Source organism: Paenibacillus sp. J14 (assembly GCF_000518465.1).
In the GTDB taxonomy this organism is placed as follows: domain Bacteria; phylum Bacillota; class Bacilli; order Paenibacillales; family Paenibacillaceae; genus Fontibacillus; species Fontibacillus barengoltzii.
Genome location: NZ_JADQ01000053.1, coordinates 1 through 17,443, shown reverse-complemented (window position 1 = coordinate 17,443; position 17,443 = coordinate 1). Strand labels below are relative to the sequence as shown.

The 17,443-nt window shown below is 50.4% G+C and carries 18 protein-coding genes and 1 riboswitch; of the genes, 3 read left to right on the top strand and 15 right to left on the bottom strand.

The genetic code is table 11. The annotated features are described in order from the left end of the window. The 4 genes from rnmV to M891_RS0117735 form a co-directional block, all read right to left on the bottom strand. Positions 1–546 carry a ribonuclease M5 gene (gene rnmV / locus M891_RS0117750; protein WP_016314709.1) on the bottom strand — a complete coding sequence of 182 codons (546 nt, stop codon included), beginning with the start codon at positions 544–546 and terminating at the stop codon, positions 1–3. 148 nt (positions 547–694) lie between these two features. Beyond that, the gene (locus tag M891_RS0117745; RefSeq protein ID WP_028539763.1) at positions 695–1,831 is read right to left on the bottom strand and encodes a 3D domain-containing protein; all 1,137 of its coding nucleotides are present in this window, start codon (positions 1,829–1,831) and stop codon (positions 695–697) included. A gap of 445 nt (positions 1,832–2,276) precedes the next feature. After that, positions 2,277–2,491: riboswitch (cyclic di-AMP (ydaO/yuaA leader) on the bottom strand. A 202-nt stretch (positions 2,492–2,693) separates the two neighbouring features. Continuing rightward, positions 2,694–3,467, bottom strand: a complete 774-nt coding sequence (locus tag M891_RS0117740; RefSeq protein ID WP_028539762.1) for a TatD family hydrolase — start codon at positions 3,465–3,467, stop codon at positions 2,694–2,696. A gap of 16 nt (positions 3,468–3,483) precedes the next feature. Next, positions 3,484–4,773: an HD domain-containing protein gene (locus M891_RS0117735; RefSeq protein ID WP_028539761.1), complete on the bottom strand. Its 1,290-nt coding sequence runs from the start codon at positions 4,771–4,773 to the stop codon at positions 3,484–3,486. Between the two features lie 304 nt (positions 4,774–5,077). Here M891_RS0117735 and M891_RS0117730 point away from each other — a divergent pair, with 304 nt between their 5' ends. Continuing rightward, complete coding sequence (locus M891_RS0117730; protein WP_009226360.1) at positions 5,078–5,332, top strand: AbrB/MazE/SpoVT family DNA-binding domain-containing protein; 255 nt, start codon at positions 5,078–5,080, stop codon at positions 5,330–5,332. A gap of 151 nt (positions 5,333–5,483) precedes the next feature. Here the strand turns inward: M891_RS0117730 and rsmI are convergent, their stop codons facing one another. From rsmI to M891_RS0117680, 10 genes are all read right to left on the bottom strand, one after another. After that, entirely contained in the window at positions 5,484–6,368 is an 885-nt protein-coding gene (gene rsmI / locus M891_RS0117725) for a 16S rRNA (cytidine(1402)-2'-O)-methyltransferase (RefSeq protein ID WP_028539760.1), read from the bottom strand. Further along, positions 6,365–7,120 carry a tRNA1(Val) (adenine(37)-N6)-methyltransferase gene (locus tag M891_RS0117720; protein WP_016314714.1) on the bottom strand — a complete coding sequence of 252 codons (756 nt, stop codon included), beginning with the start codon at positions 7,118–7,120 and terminating at the stop codon, positions 6,365–6,367. Before M891_RS0117720 ends, rsmI begins: the two co-directional genes overlap by 4 nt. Before the next feature lie 68 nt (positions 7,121–7,188). Then, complete coding sequence (locus M891_RS0117715) at positions 7,189–7,560, bottom strand: initiation-control protein YabA (RefSeq protein WP_016314715.1); 372 nt, start codon at positions 7,558–7,560, stop codon at positions 7,189–7,191. A gap of 50 nt (positions 7,561–7,610) precedes the next feature. Then, positions 7,611–8,411: a PSP1 domain-containing protein gene (locus tag M891_RS0117710; protein WP_016314716.1), complete on the bottom strand. Its 801-nt coding sequence runs from the start codon at positions 8,409–8,411 to the stop codon at positions 7,611–7,613. Positions 8,412–8,561: 150 nt separating this feature from the next. Then, positions 8,562–9,542 carry a DNA polymerase III subunit delta' gene (holB, locus tag M891_RS0117705; protein ID WP_028539759.1) on the bottom strand — a complete coding sequence of 327 codons (981 nt, stop codon included), beginning with the start codon at positions 9,540–9,542 and terminating at the stop codon, positions 8,562–8,564. 24 nt (positions 9,543–9,566) lie between these two features. Next, positions 9,567–10,010, bottom strand: a complete 444-nt coding sequence (locus M891_RS0117700; RefSeq protein ID WP_016314718.1) for a YaaR family protein — start codon at positions 10,008–10,010, stop codon at positions 9,567–9,569. Between the two features lie 264 nt (positions 10,011–10,274). Then, on the bottom strand, positions 10,275–10,604 hold the full coding sequence (locus M891_RS0117695; RefSeq protein WP_009226367.1) for a cyclic-di-AMP receptor: 330 nt from the start codon (positions 10,602–10,604) through the stop codon (positions 10,275–10,277). A 52-nt stretch (positions 10,605–10,656) separates the two neighbouring features. Further along, a complete protein-coding gene (gene tmk / locus M891_RS0117690; RefSeq protein WP_028539758.1) occupies positions 10,657–11,307 on the bottom strand; it encodes a dTMP kinase in 651 nt (216 codons plus the stop codon). Positions 11,308–11,362: 55 nt separating this feature from the next. Then, positions 11,363–12,901, bottom strand: a complete 1,539-nt coding sequence (locus tag M891_RS0117685) for an aminotransferase class I/II-fold pyridoxal phosphate-dependent enzyme (protein ID WP_028539757.1) — start codon at positions 12,899–12,901, stop codon at positions 11,363–11,365. 143 nt (positions 12,902–13,044) lie between these two features. After that, positions 13,045–13,230, bottom strand: coding sequence for a sigma factor G inhibitor Gin (locus M891_RS0117680; RefSeq protein ID WP_016314721.1), 186 nt, complete (start codon positions 13,228–13,230; stop codon positions 13,045–13,047). A gap of 215 nt (positions 13,231–13,445) precedes the next feature. On the opposite strand from M891_RS0117680, the gene M891_RS0117675 reads away from it, so the two are divergent. Next, positions 13,446–13,973 (top strand): hypothetical protein, encoded by a 528-nt coding sequence (locus M891_RS0117675; protein ID WP_028539756.1) that lies wholly within the window; start codon positions 13,446–13,448, stop codon positions 13,971–13,973. 140 nt (positions 13,974–14,113) lie between these two features. On the opposite strand, the gene M891_RS0117670 is transcribed toward M891_RS0117675, so the two are convergent. Continuing rightward, on the bottom strand, positions 14,114–14,545 hold the full coding sequence (locus M891_RS0117670) for a hypothetical protein (RefSeq protein WP_016314723.1): 432 nt from the start codon (positions 14,543–14,545) through the stop codon (positions 14,114–14,116). A 414-nt stretch (positions 14,546–14,959) separates the two neighbouring features. Here M891_RS0117670 and M891_RS0117665 point away from each other — a divergent pair, with 414 nt between their 5' ends. Further along, on the top strand, positions 14,960–16,873 hold the full coding sequence (locus M891_RS0117665; RefSeq protein ID WP_028539754.1) for an amidase family protein: 1,914 nt from the start codon (positions 14,960–14,962) through the stop codon (positions 16,871–16,873). Positions 16,874–17,443 lie beyond the last annotated feature (570 nt).

Below are 17,443 nucleotides of genomic sequence, written 5' to 3'. Positions count from 1 at the left end.
TTAAACTCCTTTGCTTTCCAACTCGGCTAACGCAGCTGCAAACTCCTCGCGGCTGATCCGGAACACGGTTAACCGCTTGTAGAGCTGCTTTCCGTTACAATATCCGATACCCAGCAGCTCGCCCAGCGCTTTTCGCCGCGCCGCCGCTTGCGGGTGCACGATTAACCCTGCGTTTATCAAGTCTTCCCAGGTGATCGCGGCCTCTACTCCAGGCGCTTCGCTGCGAACCCGAGATAACGCGGCGCGAATCGCCTCCGGCGAGGCGTTCTCCACCCCGATGTCGCCTCGCTTCGTCGCCTCCGCCTCCGGCAGGAAAGCGTGCTTGCAGCCCGGCACCCGTGCGGCCACAATTTTGCGAATCCGCTCCCCGGCATGGTCGGGGTCCGTAAAAATAATCACGCCCCGGCGTTCCTGCGCCAATGCGATTTTCTTGAGCACAGCTTCGCCGATCGCCGAACCTCCGGTCTCGATGGTATCCGCCTCTACGGCGCGCTTAATGGCCACGGTGTCGTCTCGACCCTCCACCACGATGACCTCTTTGATCATGATTTTGTCTTCCTTCCTGTTCTTGCTTGTCTCCACCAGAATAACAAAAAGAAGAGGATCATTACATCCTCTTCTAATCCACTGTCTTATTCATCATCCTAATACTATCTCATTCCCTCCGCATTGTAAAACGAAAGAGAACGAGACCTTAGTTCAATTCCGGCTTCGTCGGACCGATCACGTAGACGGTGCGGCCCTTCTTGCGGCCGAATTTCTTCGCATCCTTCAGACTATCAAAATACACATCCATCTTATGGCCATCGATGGCCCCGCCGGTATCCTCTGCCTTACGGAAGCCGATTCCTTCGATGTATACCCACCAACCAAGCGGAACGACGTCTTTATCCACCGCAATCGTTCTGCCTTCCGTCACGCGGGTACCCGAGGCCGTGCGGGTGCCAATCCCGTCTTCTTCCGCCGAATACGCGGTTAACGTAACATTTTTCAAGACTTTTTTATATTTGAATGAGACGCCACCTTTGGTCGTCGTTCCGCTGATGTTCACCGTATTTCCCTTACGGCTGATGCTGGCCGACAGAACCTCGGTAGGTTTCTTCGTACCGACTGCGATCACCTTCGGCTGAGCTTCTTTGGAGACCTCTTTGCCGAGCCAACGCTTCGCCACGAATTTTCCGTCTTCGTAAGTTTTCTCAATGTTGTGAATGACCAGACCTTCGGAACCTTCCTGGATCACTTTCGTGGTGCCTTTCAGCAGCTTATCGTCCGACGTTTTGACCACGCTAAAGGGCACGGCCTCCTTCGTCTGCACCGTTTGCTTGCTGACCCGAACGACCTTCACATTCAGGTTCTCGGTAACTTTACTGTCCAATGTCGGAGTCACCTTGTCGTCTTCACCCAAAGTGATGCCGAGCTCGGACAATACGCCCTCGACTTTGCTTTGCGTCGTGAAGTGGACTTTCGTATTGCCGTCCGCGGTCACACTGACCGGCTTCGCGCGTACTATGACAATGCGGTCACCGTTCTTCAGCGAGCTTTCCAGCGGGAGGGATACTGAATCCTTCGCACTGAGCTTAATCGATTGTTCCTCCAGCAGATGAGCTACACTGGATTGGGTTGTCTCCACTGACTGGACATTCCCGTCCACGATCAGGGATACTTCCTTCTGTGCCTGGCTATACAGCCAGATTAGGATGATGATGATTCCCGCGATGGCCAGAACGCCGACGAGCGCTATCTGACGTAAATTCTCATGCTTCCATCGCATTGCGTAAGACATGCTGGATGAGCGTGATTCATGGGTCTCCTCTTTGCGGAAAATGCCCATTTCTTCCGTCCTCCTTCATAGTCCCGCCGTCTAGGTCGATGCATGATAACGATTGACGCGACTACAGTTACTTTTTACAAAACGCCTAAGGTAGTCAAAAAGTCATCTTTTGATCACGAAGCAGGTCAAGAAGTGAATTCGGCATCGAATCTTGAATTCAGCCGGGCCTTCCGTTGCTCACGTACTCCCATGTACGCTGCGCTACTCAGTCCCTAGCTTCATCCAACCTTCTCGGTGCTGAAAACCTGACTTTTTGAACACTGATCTTAAATTTAATCCTAAGCGTTTTGCATCCTTGACCAGTCTCTCCTGCTTGTCGTCACCTCCTGTTTTCCAACAGTATGACGACCCTATTACTTTTATTCAAAACAAAAGAAGCCGGGAGAAAGAGTTAGAGGAACTCCTTCGTGGCTTCTTGAATGTCTTGGGTGTAATAGCTGCACGAGTGACCTCTCTTATTCGCTTACGAGGTTAGCTGTCGGGTTCGGGCGAAAGAGAGCCGCCCTTTCTCAGTACATTCGCTCATGGCGCAATGACCTTGAATTCACCCCATAGACCCTGGAAAGAAATCAAATACGAACGCGATTAGGCTGCCGCCAACCTGCAATTCGTATTGGTTCCCCCGTTCTCCGTCATAAGGAGATTCAGCGAGACTGGTTCATGGAACCAAGCATCGTATGGTTCAGTCCAAAACGAACCGAATCGATACTGAAAAGATTCTATCCTGTTTCGATGCAGGTTGTAAAGGAGTAATCAACCACGTTTTTTTAAAAAAATGGTTAAAAAAATGTAATGACCTTGTTTTTGAGGGTTAAAAAGCATTAATCTTTCCGAAATCCTCTTTATTTCATCCGTTTTGCTCTCAAATACTCGGAATTCCAAATCGTTCCAATGCATTTCGGGTGGTAATTTCCGCGATTTCCTCAAAAGTAACCCCTTTGAGCTCGGCTGCCATTTCCGCAACCAAACGAACATGAGCAGACTCATTTCGTTTACCACGATATGGATGCGGCGTTAAATAAGGGGAATCCGTTTCGATCAGCAAACGGTCCATCGGCGTCTTGGCCAACACTTCCTTGGGTTGTTTTGCATTTTTAAACGTAATCGGCCCGCCAAACGACAAATGAAATCCCAAATCTAGACACATTTTGGCAATTTCCCAACTGCCGGAGAAGGAGTGCATCACGCCTCCAACCTCGTTGGCCTTCTCTTCCCGAAGGATGCGAACCACGTCTTCGTGAGCGTCCCGATTATGAATGGAAATCGGCATACCTAAGCTGCGAGCCAGTCCAATTTGCTGGCGAAAAACCTTATGTTGAACGTCCTTAGGGGACGTATCCCAATAATAATCCAGCCCAATTTCTCCGATGGCGACGACCTTCTCATGCTTGCACAATTCTGCAATCCAGTCCAAATCGCCCTCTTGCATCGTAATCGCGTCTTGCGGATGCCATCCGACCGCGGCATAAATGAAGTCATAGGTCTCTGCCAGCTTCATGGTCGAAGGGATTGTCTCACGGTTAAATCCGATGTTGATCATCCGCGTAACCCCTTGTTCCACAGCGCGCGCGATCACTTCCTCGCGGTCCTCGTCAAATTGGGGAGCATCCAAATGCGTATGCGTATCAAATAACATAAACCTTGTCATCCTCCTATTTCCGTTGCTCGAAAATGCGGGCTACCGGGCGAGGCAGCCGCTCCATTACAGCACACAATTTATTATCCGGATAGTACAAATGCGTCTTCCCCCGGTGTAATCCGCTGATCGACCGCACGATATCCGAGACTTCCGAAATTTCCCGCAGCCGCTCCTGCCGGTCCAACAACAAAATTTGCTTCTGCCAAACCCCGCCGTCCGGACGGAACACATCATACGGCAGATCCGTCGGAAAATCAATTTCCATGTCGTATTCAGGTTCAAGACCGACTTGTCTAAAGGCGTTCCGAATCTCGTCCAGCATTTCCAGCTCCGATGAATCTAATTCTACATATTTATACAGCTTACGATTCAAAAACCGAGAACATAAATCGCTTAACCGCTCGTCGTCTTCTCTCGTCCACTGCATGAAGGTCGTTTGCATCAGCGCTTCGTCCAGCTGCAAATAATCGGTTACGCTGATATCCCCTTGAAATAAGTTCGGTAACGGATGCGGCAAGAAGCAAAAAGAATGCCCGCTCCGGTATAATTCCTTAGCCCGACGCAAAATTTGCCGAAGAATGATCTCCGAGCTCCGCGTCACCGGGTGGAAATAAACCTGCCAATACATCTGATACCGCGACATTAAATAATCTTCCACCGCATGCATCCCTGATTCTTTAACCACAACCCGCCCTTGAAAAGGTCGAAGCATCCGCAAAATCCGGTCCATGTCAATCGTCCCGTAGTTTACACCGGTAAAATAAGCATCCCGCAGCAAATAATCCATCCGATCCGCATCCAGCGGGCTAGACACCAAATTCACCACAATCGGATTGTCATAATCCTTCCGGATCACCGCAGCCACCTTGTCCGGAAAATCCGGAGAAATCTCGCGCAGGACGTTCCCCACCTCGGTTTCCCCCAAGAGGATTTTGCAGGTCCAATCCTCATGATGCATTTGAAAAGCTTCTTCTATAGAATGGGAAAACGGACCATGCCCCAGGTCATGCAGCAGCGCCGCACACAAAGCTACCAATTTCTCACTGCGGGGCCAATCGGTGTAGCCGCTTCGTTCAAACTGCGAAATAATCCGCCGCGTAATCTCGTAAACGCCAAGCGAATGGGAAAAACGGCTATGCTCGGCGCCATGAAAGGTCAAATACGATGTTCCAAGCTGTCGAATCCGGCGAAGCCGCTGGAATTCCGGCGTATTAATGAGCGACCAGATCACTTCGTCCTGTACATGAATATAATTATGTACGGGGTCTTTGAACACTTTTTCTTCGCTAAGCCAACGATGCATGAACCAACACTCCTTTTTCATAAAATTTGGCGGGTCACCGCGTGGAGACGACAAGATATGTCGAATAATGTCGTAAAATGACCGGATGACGATTTCCAAAATGTCGAATTATAGATCATTGTGAACTTGCTAGATTCCGTAAAGGTTCTCGGAGTTGTGTATCCGAATTTTTTAGAAATAATGTTGAACTATACCATAAATAGGTTGACTAATCTGGCAATGGTTGGTATTATAAAAATCAGAAAAGATAGAATGATGTCGAATAATGACAATTCCAAATTATAGCGAGAGGGGCAATCATCCTATGATGAAATCCACAGGTATTGTAAGAAAAGTAGACGAATTAGGCCGTGTTGTCATTCCAATTGAATTGCGCCGCACTCTGGGGATCGGAGAAAAAGATGCGCTCGAAATTTATGTAGACGGTGAACGGATTATGCTCAAGAAATATGAGCCGGCTTGCATCTTCTGCGGTAATGCGGAGAACGTAACTTACTTTAAAGGCAAAATTGTTTGCCATGAATGCATTACGGAGCTTCCGACCCCTGTGACAAATTAAGAAATATAGTATATAATAGATTTACTGAAACTGTTAATTCTAACCTTTTTCATATCTCCTTGGCGCCTTCCTAGGCTTGAACCCGGCCTAGCGAAGGCCCCTTTTTTGGCTGGATTGGATAATATTTCATGATTTCGGAGGGAAGTGGGGGCTACAATAATTGATTGTAGATATCCCGCTTAGCAACCCCCCGGTCGGCCGCGGTTTTTTTCATGGCTTCCTTCCGTGACAACCCTTCTTCCGTTTCGTAATGTCGGACATGCTCCTCCACCGTTAGCGCTTGCCACCAAGCATCCCGCTTCTCCTTCACCTGGTCGGGATGGGCTCCTTCCACCACGAGGCAATATTCGCCCAGCGGCGGATGCTCCTGCAGCCATGCCAAGCAATCATGAATCGTCCCCCGAGCCATTTCCTCATAACGCTTCGTTAACTCTCTCGCAAGTACAATACGCCGGTCTCCCCAAACCTCGAGCAGAGACTCCAACGTTTTGATCAATCGATGCGGTGATTCGTACAGCAACATCGTTCCCTCTTGATCCTCAAGCGCCTTCAACAACCGTTCCCGATCTTTATGATCTCTTGGCAAAAATCCAAGGAACGTAAATCGATCCGTTGGCAAACCGGAAACGATGAGCGCCGATAATGCAGCATTCGCTCCGGGCACCGGAACGACTGCGATACCCGCCTCTAGCGCCAGCTTCACGAGATCACTTCCGGGGTCGGAAATCGCCGGCAGACCGGCATCGCTGACTAGCGCTAAATTTTTTCCTTCTATTATAAAGCGGATCAATTCTGGGCCACTGGCGGCCTTATTATGTTCGTGATAACTCAGCAATTTACCTGGAGAGATGTCGAAATGCGTTAACAGCTTGCGCGTCTGCCGCGTATCCTCCGCCGCGATAATGTCCACCTCTTGCAAGGTGCGCACGGCCCGGTAGGTCATATCCTCCAGATTCCCGATGGGCGTCCCCACCAGGAACAACTTGCCGCTGCCCTCTGCTGTATTTTCAAAGCTCTTCTGTACTTGAACGTTCATGCTCTACCCTCTTTTGGCCCGTAATAGATATTCATGATTTCTTCGCAGTATTCCCCGTTTTCATTATATACGATCAATGGCGGCAGTACCCGCACATCCGGCTTGCCGTCTCGCAGCGCCTCGATCAGCACCATGTTCGCTTCCGCTCCCGCTCTTGGATGCACAAACCGGATCACCTTCGGCTCTAGTCGATATTGGCGCAGCAACGTCATAATTTCCCCTAATCGCTGCGGTCTGTGAACCATCGACACCTTGCCACCGGGCCGAACCAGCCGCATCGATGCAGCCGCCACTTCCTCCAAACTACAGTGAATTTCATGCCTAGCGATCGCCTGATACGAATTCAGCTTCGCCTCGCCGCTGGTCACCGGCATATACGGCGGGTTTACCGTAATGGCATCGTACGCCCCGTGCCCCGTCACCTTCACCAGCTCACGTAAATCCCCTTCGCGAATTTCGATCCGGTGTGTCAGCCCGTTCATTTCTACACTGCGGCGAGCCATATCAGCAAGCCGTGGCTGGATCTCGATCCCCTCGATCTTCGCTTCCGTCCGCGTGGAGAGCAGCAACGGGATTACCCCATTGCCGGTGCATAGATCGAGGATTTTACCGTATTTCGGCACTGGTGCGAACCGTGCCAACAACACGGCATCCATCGAGAAGCTAAACACCTCGTCGCTTTGAATGATATGTAAATCATGGGTCAGCAGGTCGTCAATCCGTTCCTGCTCATAAATAGGTACTTGGTTCATTGATTTGGAACTCCATCCTTTTTGTAGCCTAAATTTAAAAAAAACCGCAGGGACACCCCCACGGTTCATTATTTATTCAAAAACGACAAGCAGAACAGGCAGTCACCTTCGGTGCGCAGATGCCCGTAATAAACATTGCAAATATGAAAGCCCTCATGATAAAGACGTGCTAAGTTATCGTAGCCTTCACCGACGACGTCAATCGCTTCTTTGCCAGCCGGAACCGGACTATCGGTTCTGACCGACGCCGGCATAGGCAGCGGCCCTTCGGTGCTCTCCCGCTTTAATATTTTGCGCAGCTGTTCATTCTCAAGGCGAAGCCGCTGGTTCTCTTCCACCAGCTTCTTGACCTCCAACATGAGGCTGCTCAAATCGCCGTGTACTTTTCCCATTTGCGTTTCCAGCGCCTGCATACTTGTGAAAATGTCCTTGTTCTCCAAGTTCCCACCCCAGAGTCATCTCTAGAATCTATCTTGAAAAAGATCTTCTTTTATTTCAGGACGACATCGTCCAGCGGAAGCTCCTTCACTTTCCCAATTTCGAACAACTGTACATGTACGGTGCGGCTGCCGGCGTTGAGTCCAACGACCTTACCGTCACCCAGCGAAGTAACGACGATTTTGCCTACGGATGGAAGTTCTTCTTTGGTGCTTTCGTAGTTGTCATGCTCGAACTTCAGACAGCACATCAGACGACCGCATAATCCTGAGATTTTCGTAGGGTTCAGTGACAAGCTTTGGTCCTTCGCCATCTTGATCGATACCGGCTCAAAATCCCCCAACCAAGAGGAACAGCAGAGCACGCGTCCGCAGGGGCCGATCCCGCCAAGCATCTTGGCTTCGTCCCGCACGCCGATCTGTCTCAGCTCAATCCGGGTCCGGAAGATACTGGCCAGATCCTTCACCAACTCGCGAAAATCCACACGGCCTTCTGCCGTAAAGTAGAAGATGATTTTATTGCGGTCAAACGTAAATTCCACGTCGACCAGCTTCATTTTCAAATCATGATCTTTAATTTTATTTAAACATGTGACAAAGGCATTCTTTGCCGCAAGCTTGTTCTCCTCGACAACTCGGGCGTCGGCTTCATCGGCGATCCGAATTACCTTCTTCAGCGGAAGGACGACATCGGATTCTCCAACCTTCTTCTTGCCGACCACCACTTTCCCATATTCGATCCCCCGAGCAGTCTCAACAATAACGTGTTGATCTTTCTCTACCGGGAGGTCCAACGGATCGAAATAATAGATTTTGCCCGCCTTCTTAAAGCGGACGCCCACTACAGTATACAAAAACTAACCCCCTCGTATAGCTCTACAAGACTGGCGAACCGCAACTCACGAAAGCAGCGCGATCCAAAGAAACTATTACATTCCCTGCTCTTTCAGGGGAGAAAGTTTCATGCGAAGTCATAACGACCTGGTGTCATCTAGGTGCAGGTCTTACCGTTGTCCATCCACGGCAATCAAAAACTGCTCTACGCAGAGATTGGCATTCATATGCTGCCGCAGCTTCTTCTTGCTCTCTGCAGCCAGCGCCATGGCCTCAATCCACTGTTCTGCACTGCGGCTGGTACAATGTTGATTAATAAACTGAAGCTCATCTATGAAAACGATTTGATCATGTTTATGATAGAGCGCATGGATCATATCTTTGAACCACAAATGGAAAAGGCTGAACAGCATGTCCAAATGATCGGTCAACCCGGATTTGAACAATACCTGCTGCGCCGTAATTAATGGAGAGCCGCCACGGCCTGCGATCTCCTTTCCTAATTGTAACACTACGTTTCGAACTTCTGCAAACCAATTCTGCTGGATTAAATCACGGCATGGACCCAGTCCTGCCGCGAGATGAACGGCACTGCGAGCCAAGGTTGTCGAAAATCCCTCGTTCGCCAATATCTGGAGCATCGTCTCCGGATTCACCGGAGAGAATGGAACCCATTGGGCGCGCGATTGAATTGTAGGGAGCAAAGCTCGTCCATTATCCGACAGCAGAATTGCTACGGCCGGAGATGGCGGTTCCTCCAGAAATTTGAGCAAGCTGTTGGCCGCTTGCACTGTCATTTTTTCGGCTTCGTCAATAATATAAGCCTTAGGATTCCCGCTCTCCGAACGGTAAGAGAAAATCCGCTGCAGATCGCGGATTTGTTCGATTTTAATCGTTGCCCCGTCGGGCTTGATTGTAAACAAATCGGGATGATTGCCATGCAGTACCTTCCGGCACTCCAGACACTCCCCGCAAGCATCGTCTCCGCCCCGTGTACAGAACAACGCCTGGACGAAGGCCATGGCCATTTCCATCTGCCCGCTTCCAGGCGGTCCACTAAATATATAGGCATGGGAGATTTCCTGGCGCCGCAGACTGCTTTGCAGCAATTGTTTGGCCGTCTCCTGCCCAATGATCTCTTGAAATGACATCTCTTCTGCCTCGTCCTTTCAAAGCTAGAAAACCAGATTAATCAGCATGCCGCGGATCTCGCCGATCTTTTGCAACAGCTCGATCTTGCCTTGCTCCGTCTCCAGCAATTCGTCTGCCATCGCCAGCAGCGCAGCATCCACTTCATCAAGAAGCTTATAACGCTTCCCACGGCCGCGGCGGTCCCAGCCTCTGGATTCTTTGATGCCCACACCCCGCCGAACCGTATCCTCGAGAAACCGCTTGACCATCATCCGGTACGCCTTCAACTCCCGAACGGTCATGGACCGGGCAAGCCGGTCCCCTTGCATTTGAATCTCCTTAAATCTCCGGTTCAATTCTTCTTGGGTCGCCTGCTGCCCATGCCGCTGCATGACGTCGGCGAAGCTTTTCGACTGTACCGGCTTGGCAGGGCTGTCACTCACCCCCAAGCCGCTTTTGAGCGGCCGGTATCCCGGATCAATTTTCAAAGCGTCCACCGCCTATAATTGAATAGATAGAATGAATGTACGATAACATCGAAGCCTCGAATCGGCTTCTAGTAATTCCCTCGTGAAGGGAAGATCACTTTTTTTGATTTCTTTATGATGAAGATTAAAATGTTGGCTTTTCAGCACCGAAGCTTATGCTTCCGACGTGCGTTTTTTCAAAACGCTTTAGTTGGACGAAACTAGGGACGTAAGTAGCGCAGCGTACTTAGGGAGTACGTGAGCAACTCCAATGTTCCCACTATATTAGAAGTGTTCGAAACGGTCTACTGGAAGCACAAACACCGTCGCCCCGCCCACTTGCACTTCCACGGGCAACGGCAAATACGAATCGGTTGTACCGCTCATCGGAGTAACCGGGGTTACTAATTGTTCCCGCACTTTACAACTGTTACGGATCACTTTCAATACGTCATCCACTTGATGGTCGTCTACACCGATCATAAATGTGGTGTTCCCCGCCCGAAGAAACCCTCCGGTACTCGCCAGCTTCGTTGCCCGATAGTTTTCTTTCACGAGCGCGCTGGATAGCCGGTTGCTGTCTTTATCTTGGATAATCGCAACAATCAGTTTCATTTGCAGTACCTCCTTATTTTATAAAAATGTACCATACTAACCTATTTGACACCTAGGCTAGGATCTCCTTTATTGCCGCATAAAGATGCCCGCGGATCTCCGCTGCAACCTCTTCTTGACTGCGAGAAGCATCTATCGTTTTGATCCGATCCGGATACATCCCAGCGAGGATGTGGTATCCTTCCCGAACCTTTTGATGAAAATGCAGGCTTTCCATATCCAGTCGGTTCACTTCACGTCCGGCACCTGCAGCGATCCGGGCCAACCCCACTTCCGGCTCAATGTCGAGATAGAAAGTGAGATCCGGAAACCTTCCCTTAGTGGCAAAAAGATTAATCTTCAGCACTTCCTCGATCCCGAGCCCACGAGCATGCCCCTGATAGGCCAGGCTGCTATCTATAAAGCGATCGCAGAGAACTGTAATTCCACGCTCCAGGGAGGGCTCCACCTTCTCCGCCAGATGCTGTCGCCTTGATGCGGCGTATAACAGTGCCTCGGTCCGTGCATCCATCGCCGTGTGCTGCGGATTTAAGATCACCTCACGGATCTTCTCCGCAATTTCGATGCCGCCAGGTTCCCTCGTAGAAATAAAGTCCACACCTTGTTCCTTAAGCAACTGTTCCATTTCCCGCATGACCGTCGTTTTGCCGGAGCCATCCCCCCCTTCAAGCGTAATAAATAATCCCTTGGCTTGATGGTTCATCTAGTTCGTTCCCTGCTTTCTTCTCCAAAAATCATGTACAAGTATATGCTTAGGTTTACCCTTTCTTGACTTGAATCGTATGCAACCGCGGGTCGGCCGGCCCCTGACACTTGGCTCCTGAATCCCTCAGCAGCCGCAGCCGTTGCCTTACCGTTTCGGTAATGATCTCCCCGGGGTAGAGCAGCGGAATGCCCGGAGGATACGGAATGATCATTTCCGCCGCTTGCCGACCGAGACTTTCCTCAACAGGGATCGCTTCGATCTCCCCTGGAATCAGCGGCGTAAGGCTAAACGGTACAGGCTCAGACACCTCCGACAAATGCCCTCCGTGAACTGAATTGTTCCACGTGGAAAGTTCATTGGCCGAACCTGTTGGGGAAACGAGACCCCCTCTCACCGTTTTCCCCAGTGAATCGGCTTCGGCATTAGCGATGTGATCCAGCGCTTGCAGCAGCCGATCGGCATCTTCCATCGTTGTTCCCGGACCTAGCGCCAGGACCACAAAGCGGTCATCGCTCATCTCCGGCACGCAGCCTTCGGCTTCGAGCCGCTCTTGCAGTTCATACCCGGAGAGGGCTGCGGATGCATCGAATATCACAAGCTTCAAAGGATCTTGGATAGTATATGCAGCAGCCTCTCCGCTGGCGCCCGGCGGTTCCACAACGCCGAAGCGCGATTGCTTGGCCAGGCCGCGCCGCAGATGCGCGGCCGCGGCGAGCCCGCCCTCGAAGAAGGCGGGGCCCTGTGCCCCCAGCAGGCTTCGGCTCAGATCGAGCGAAGCCATGATGGGGTACGACGGGCTGGAGCTCTGCAGCATCGCCAGCCGCTGGCGCAGCAGCGTGCGGTCGAGCAGCCCGCCCTGCACGTGCAGCATCGCGCCCATCGTGAGCGCGGTCAGCATCTTGTGCGTCGACTGCACGACGCCATCGGCCCCCGCGGCCAGCGCGCTCTCCGGCAGCGCCGGGTGCTGGCCGAAATGGGCGCCATGCGCCTCATCGACGAGCAGCGGCACCCCGTGCGCGTGGCACAGCTCCGCCAGCGGCTGCAATGACGCCCCCATCCCATAGTAGCTCGGGTGCGTGAGCAGCACCCCCTTCGCGCCGGGATACCGGCGCAGGGCTTCACGCACCGTTGCTTCGCTCGGGATGGTAGCCAGGCCGCTGCCCGCATCCAGCTGCGGCGCCAAAAATACCGCGTGCGCGCCCGCCAGCATTAATCCGTGAATGACGGATTTATGCACGTTCCGCTGCACGAGCAGCACATCCCCTGGAGCGGTACACACGCTCAGGATCAAGGCCAGGTTGCCGGCCGTACTGCCGCCAACCAGAAAAAACGTCTCCTCCGCCCCAAACTGGGCGGCGGCCAGCTGCTGTGCCTCGCGGATGACGCCCTCGGGATGATGGAGATCATCCGTCCCGTTAATTTCCGTCACGTCGATTTCCATCACGCGGGCCAATTCCTCAATCCCCTTCGCATGACCGCGCAAAGCCTGTCCATTTTTATGCCCCGGGACATGAAAGGAAGCATCCTTTTTCACCTGATACTGCCGCAAAACCTCAACCAAAGGGGCCCTTCCGTAATGTTCCTCTGCCATTTCGATTCCTTCCAACACTGGGTTAACCTGATCTTTATGTGATTGCATTCATTGCTTCATTTCATTTTACCGTTAGTTCACCCACTAGAGCAATATAAAAGGACCCGCTCCCCAAAATGAACAGGTCCTTTTATCCGGCAGTGTTATGCATTTTTTTGCACCCAGATCTGCTTCATTTGATGAACAAAGAAGTGGTATTTCTCCTCCTGCACGTCGGTGCGCACCATTTCAGCCTCGCAAGCATCGCAGATAAATTCAGAAACGATATGAATCCCCTCCGTCTTCGGCTCTCCACATATAATGCAGGTGCTAACGCGCGACTCATCCATGTCCGATCCCACCTTGTTTTTTTTACTATCAGTATGACACAGATTCTACTATTTTAAACCTTTTCATAGTTCGCTTCCTACTTTATCTTATGCCGACAACCAGAGCCCCGTGTTTGTACGCGCCGTCTTAATTATTCTTGGATTCTTCCGATATATTAAGAAGAGCTAGTCCGCGATGTGCGGAGTTGATGAAAAATGGGAGGAGGAGCAAACGCTTGAAGTCCGCTGAAACCGAAAGCCAAGCGACCTTTTATCACTACACCTTGCTCAAAAAGAAGGTTTTACCGAAGTCGCTCATCTATAGCTTAGGCATACTCCCCGTCATATGGCTGGCAGCCGAGACGATATTCATATCCTGGACCAGTATCTTCTTCTTCCTATTAGCCCTACCGGTCATCTTATGGATCCAATATGTCATTTCCCGCTCCGTACTGATGATCGTCAGCCACTCCTATCGCAAGCGCTGGCGGTTTTCCCGACATATGCCATGGATTGGTTATTCACCTGATCAATACGTCTCTTATCCCGACTATCGCCGAGTCCATCTTCATTCCGCTTGGATCGGTTGCTGTATTATCGTGATTCTCATCCCTTGGTCGCCGGTCTCCTTTGTGCTCTCTTTAGTGTTCTGGCACCTCTGGCTGATGATCCCGCGATCGATCGTGCTTGCTACCCTTCGTGGACAACGTAAAGACGGGATGATCAAGATCACTGGCCTCGAAATTGCTTACTATAGGCAATAATTATGTTCATATACTCGATGTGAAAAAAGCCTGCTCCCTGCACAAATGCAGAGATCAGGCCTTTTATTTTCTTTAGCACATTCCATTACCGGGCTTGTCCGGTAGAGGGGCAGTTGCCTTTTCATATCCGAATTCTGATGCTATGGGCTGCTGCTTTCCAACCCTTGAATGACGGTTTTCGATTCTTTTTTCGGGACTAATACAGTAAAAGAGTTATCATGAAGCGTCAATTGAACAATTTGCTTCCCCTTCTCGTACACCCGAGTTGAACCAGTACTTTCCTCTTTCTTCTCCTTCCATCCCCACTCCTCGATTACCTTCTGATAGGCCTCAGGGATCTCACTGCTTTCCTTAAGTCCGGTTAGTCTATAATTAACATAGTCCATCTTCGAATTATTAAGAGCCGTATCCGTTTGGTTGGCCTCTTTAGGAACAGGGAAATTCTTCTCAACCGTTGCTCCTACATAATCTGTCCACGAAGGCTCGGAAGACGCACAGCCTGCGATGACTACCATCATCATCAAGACTCCCCACATGAAGCATAAGGAAATTCTAACTCCTCTTCGCTGCATGATCCATTCCTCCTTACCCTGCCTATATACTGAAAAATACTTCCTGTTGTCATTCTGATATAGATTCCGGATAGGCTAAATGCCCTAGATGCTAATTTACCAATCTAATTATAACGGGTGACGTCCCCCTGTCGGTAACAAAAAGGTTACATTCCATTTGGTAGAAACTGAAAATAATACAGTTAATTTTCTGAAAAGGGTAATGAATGCGTTATGTTCACGTTAGGTTATATAACATTTTAGATATATTTATGATATTTTTTAATGGGAGAAAACCTAAGTAATCCTTTGATTTATTGTGATATCCCTTGATGTATACGTTTTATTAGATAGTTCTCATCTTTGTCAATATATCTAACATGAATTTATGATGGTTCACATAAACTTTAAATTTTGACTTGGAGGGGAAATCTTATGAATCTTTATCGACGAGGCCTGAAACTAGGAAGCGCCGTCCTACTAACCTCTGTCTTGGTCACAGGGCTTGGAATCGGACAGCTTCCACAAGCCCAAGCCGCTTCAGGTACAGCCAAGGTTACAGCAAGCCAAACCTTTATCACCGGCGACCAATTTTACCAAGCGATGAAACAGGCGGCAACCGAGGCGGGAGGCTCCTTCACGATGCCGGAGGTCTCCAGTAACCGTGTGCTCCGCAGCCAAGCGGCTGTACTGCTTCAGCAATGGCTGGGGCTCGAGGATGCCGCTGAATCCTTCAGCGATGTTCCAGACCAAGCTGCTTACGCGGGAGCTGTTGGAGCCGTGAAGAAGGCCGGGCTTATGAAAGGCTATTCGGATACCTCTTTCCTGCCTGGCGCCCCTCTCACTGCCGACGATCTCGAGCGACTGCACGACCGTGTTGTCAGTTACCTAGCTCCTTTTATCCTTCCGGAAGCCACGATTTCTAAACTTCAGCTGGCTATGGAACAAGGCAAGATCACTTCTAAACAACTCGTACAAATGTATCTCGATCGAATCGATAAATATGATGATCAAGGGATTTCCCTGCAAGCTGTCCTTTCAGTTAATCCTGACGTACTCAGCATCGCCGAAGCGTTGGACCAAGAGCGCGCTGAAAAGGGACCTAGAGGACCACTGCACGGCATTCCGATCCTTGTCAAAGACAACTTTGACACCGCCGATATGCCGACGACCGCAGGCTGTCTTTGCTTGAAGGAGTCGATCCCTCCGCAAGATGCAGATCAAATTGCCAAGCTCAAAGAAGCCGGCGCGATCATCCTAGGCAAAACGAATCTTCATGAGTTTGCTTTTGGCATTACCACATCAAGCTCGTTAGGCGGCCAAACGAAAAATCCATATGCCCTTGACCATTATCCCGGCGGCTCCAGTGGTGGTACCGGAGCAGCAATTGCCGCCAACTTTGCCGCTGCCGGCCTGGGCACGGATACTGGAGGTTCCATCCGTATCCCGTCCAGCTTCAACAGCTTGGTTGGGATCCGCCCAACGATTGGCTTATCCAGCCGTGATGGAATTATCCCACTCGCTTTGACGCAAGACGTAGGAGGCCCAATCGCCCGGACAGTCGAGGATGCAGCGATCCTGCTCGACGCCACAGTTGGTTATGATCCAGACGATGTCGCCACCGCCTACAGCGTAGGCCGTATTCCTGCGAGCTACACCGACTTCCTTGACGTCAATGGCTTGAAAGGCGCACGGATTGGCGTAGCCACGGAACTCTTCCCGGAGAACAACGATCAAGAAAAAGCTGTCACCGAAGTCGTGTCCAACGCGGTGAAAGAATTAGAAGCCCTTGGCGCAACCGTCGTGAATATTAAGATTCCAAATCTTGAGGAGATTATGAAATATCCAAGCTTAAGCGGCTACGAGTTCAAGTTCCAATTAAACGATTACCTCGAGGAACTCGGTGATAAAGCCCCTTACCACAGCCTGGCTGAAATCATCGCCTCTGGAGAGTACGATAAATCTCAAGAGCAATCGATGAAGGCTCGCGAGGCCCGAGAAACGCTGGACACTCAAGAATACAAAGACATTGTACTGAAACGCACCAGCCTTACCCGAGACTCCCTACTGAAGGTGATGGCCGACTATAAACTCGACGCGATTGTGTACCCAACCAGCACCCAACCACCAGCATTGATTGGTGAGGGCCAATCGTCCGGTAACAATAATCGCTTAAGCCCATTCTCGGGATTCCCTGCCATTACGGTCCCTGCCGGATTTACCAAAGACGGTCTCCCCGTTGGCATCGAGTTCCTGGGTCGCGCCTTCGATGAAGGCACACTCATCAAACTAGCTTATAGCTACGAACAAGGCACTCATCACCGTCACGCCCCTGCACTCACGCCATAATTCTGTTATATGAGATTACTTTGGAGAGCACTACCGGATATCGGTAGTGCTCCTATGTGTTTGTAGCAACGTTCTATCGGGCTTCAACACTTCCGCCACTCCTCCACGTGCGATTCCTACAAATTAAGCCTAACACGCCGGTCTTTGCGTGCACGCCACGCGATTCCTGCAAAAATACAGTTATTTGGGAATCGAATTGCTGTTTTGCGTAAAATAACTGTAAAAGTGCAGGCTTTTTGCGCTAAAACACCCGATTTGCCACTAGCCTTGCATCTAAAGTGACATGGTATTCAATTAATTGTTAATCTTGGTTGTATCAACTTATTGGATTAAAATTTACCATTTCTATTTTCCGCCAATGTGCTAAAAGGGTAACAGGACGTGAAGTGTAGTCATGTTACCAAAAATTAGTAGATGAATCATTCGGTTACTCTAGTACCATCTTGACGCTCTTGAGCTTCAATGGATGTTTTCTCGGCCTTCCTGGCCGCCCTTTCTTACGCCGGCCTTTGGATGGCTTAGACGGCGGTCGTAACACAGCTTGTTGAAACTCTTCCCACGATCGCTCAG

Excerpts from the sequence above, each read along its gene's own strand:
- M891_RS0117735 (WP_028539761.1), bottom strand. The coding sequence starts at position 4,773 with ATGCATCGTTGGCTTAGCGAAGAAAAAGTGTTCAAAGACCCCGTACAT.
- M891_RS0117665 (WP_028539754.1), top strand. The coding sequence starts at position 14,960 with ATGAATCTTTATCGACGAGGCCTGAAACTAGGAAGCGCCGTCCTACTA.
- M891_RS0117685 (WP_028539757.1), bottom strand. The coding sequence starts at position 12,901 with ATGGCAGAGGAACATTACGGAAGGGCCCCTTTGGTTGAGGTTTTGCGG.
- M891_RS0117740 (WP_028539762.1), bottom strand. The coding sequence starts at position 3,467 with ATGTTATTTGATACGCATACGCATTTGGATGCTCCCCAATTTGACGAG.
- holB (WP_028539759.1), bottom strand. The coding sequence starts at position 9,542 with ATGTCATTTCAAGAGATCATTGGGCAGGAGACGGCCAAACAATTGCTG.
- M891_RS0117670 (WP_016314723.1), bottom strand. The coding sequence starts at position 14,545 with ATGCAGCGAAGAGGAGTTAGAATTTCCTTATGCTTCATGTGGGGAGTC.
- M891_RS0117680 (WP_016314721.1), bottom strand. The coding sequence starts at position 13,230 with ATGGATGAGTCGCGCGTTAGCACCTGCATTATATGTGGAGAGCCGAAG.
- rsmI (WP_028539760.1), bottom strand. The coding sequence starts at position 6,368 with ATGAACGTTCAAGTACAGAAGAGCTTTGAAAATACAGCAGAGGGCAGC.
- tmk (WP_028539758.1), bottom strand. The coding sequence starts at position 11,307 with ATGAACCATCAAGCCAAGGGATTATTTATTACGCTTGAAGGGGGGGAT.
- rnmV (WP_016314709.1), bottom strand. The coding sequence starts at position 546 with ATGATCAAAGAGGTCATCGTGGTGGAGGGTCGAGACGACACCGTGGCC.
- M891_RS0117730 (WP_009226360.1), top strand. The coding sequence starts at position 5,078 with ATGATGAAATCCACAGGTATTGTAAGAAAAGTAGACGAATTAGGCCGT.
- M891_RS0117745 (WP_028539763.1), bottom strand. The coding sequence starts at position 1,831 with ATGGGCATTTTCCGCAAAGAGGAGACCCATGAATCACGCTCATCCAGC.
- M891_RS0117720 (WP_016314714.1), bottom strand. The coding sequence starts at position 7,120 with ATGAACCAAGTACCTATTTATGAGCAGGAACGGATTGACGACCTGCTG.
- M891_RS0117695 (WP_009226367.1), bottom strand. The coding sequence starts at position 10,604 with ATGAAACTGATTGTTGCGATTATCCAAGATAAAGACAGCAACCGGCTA.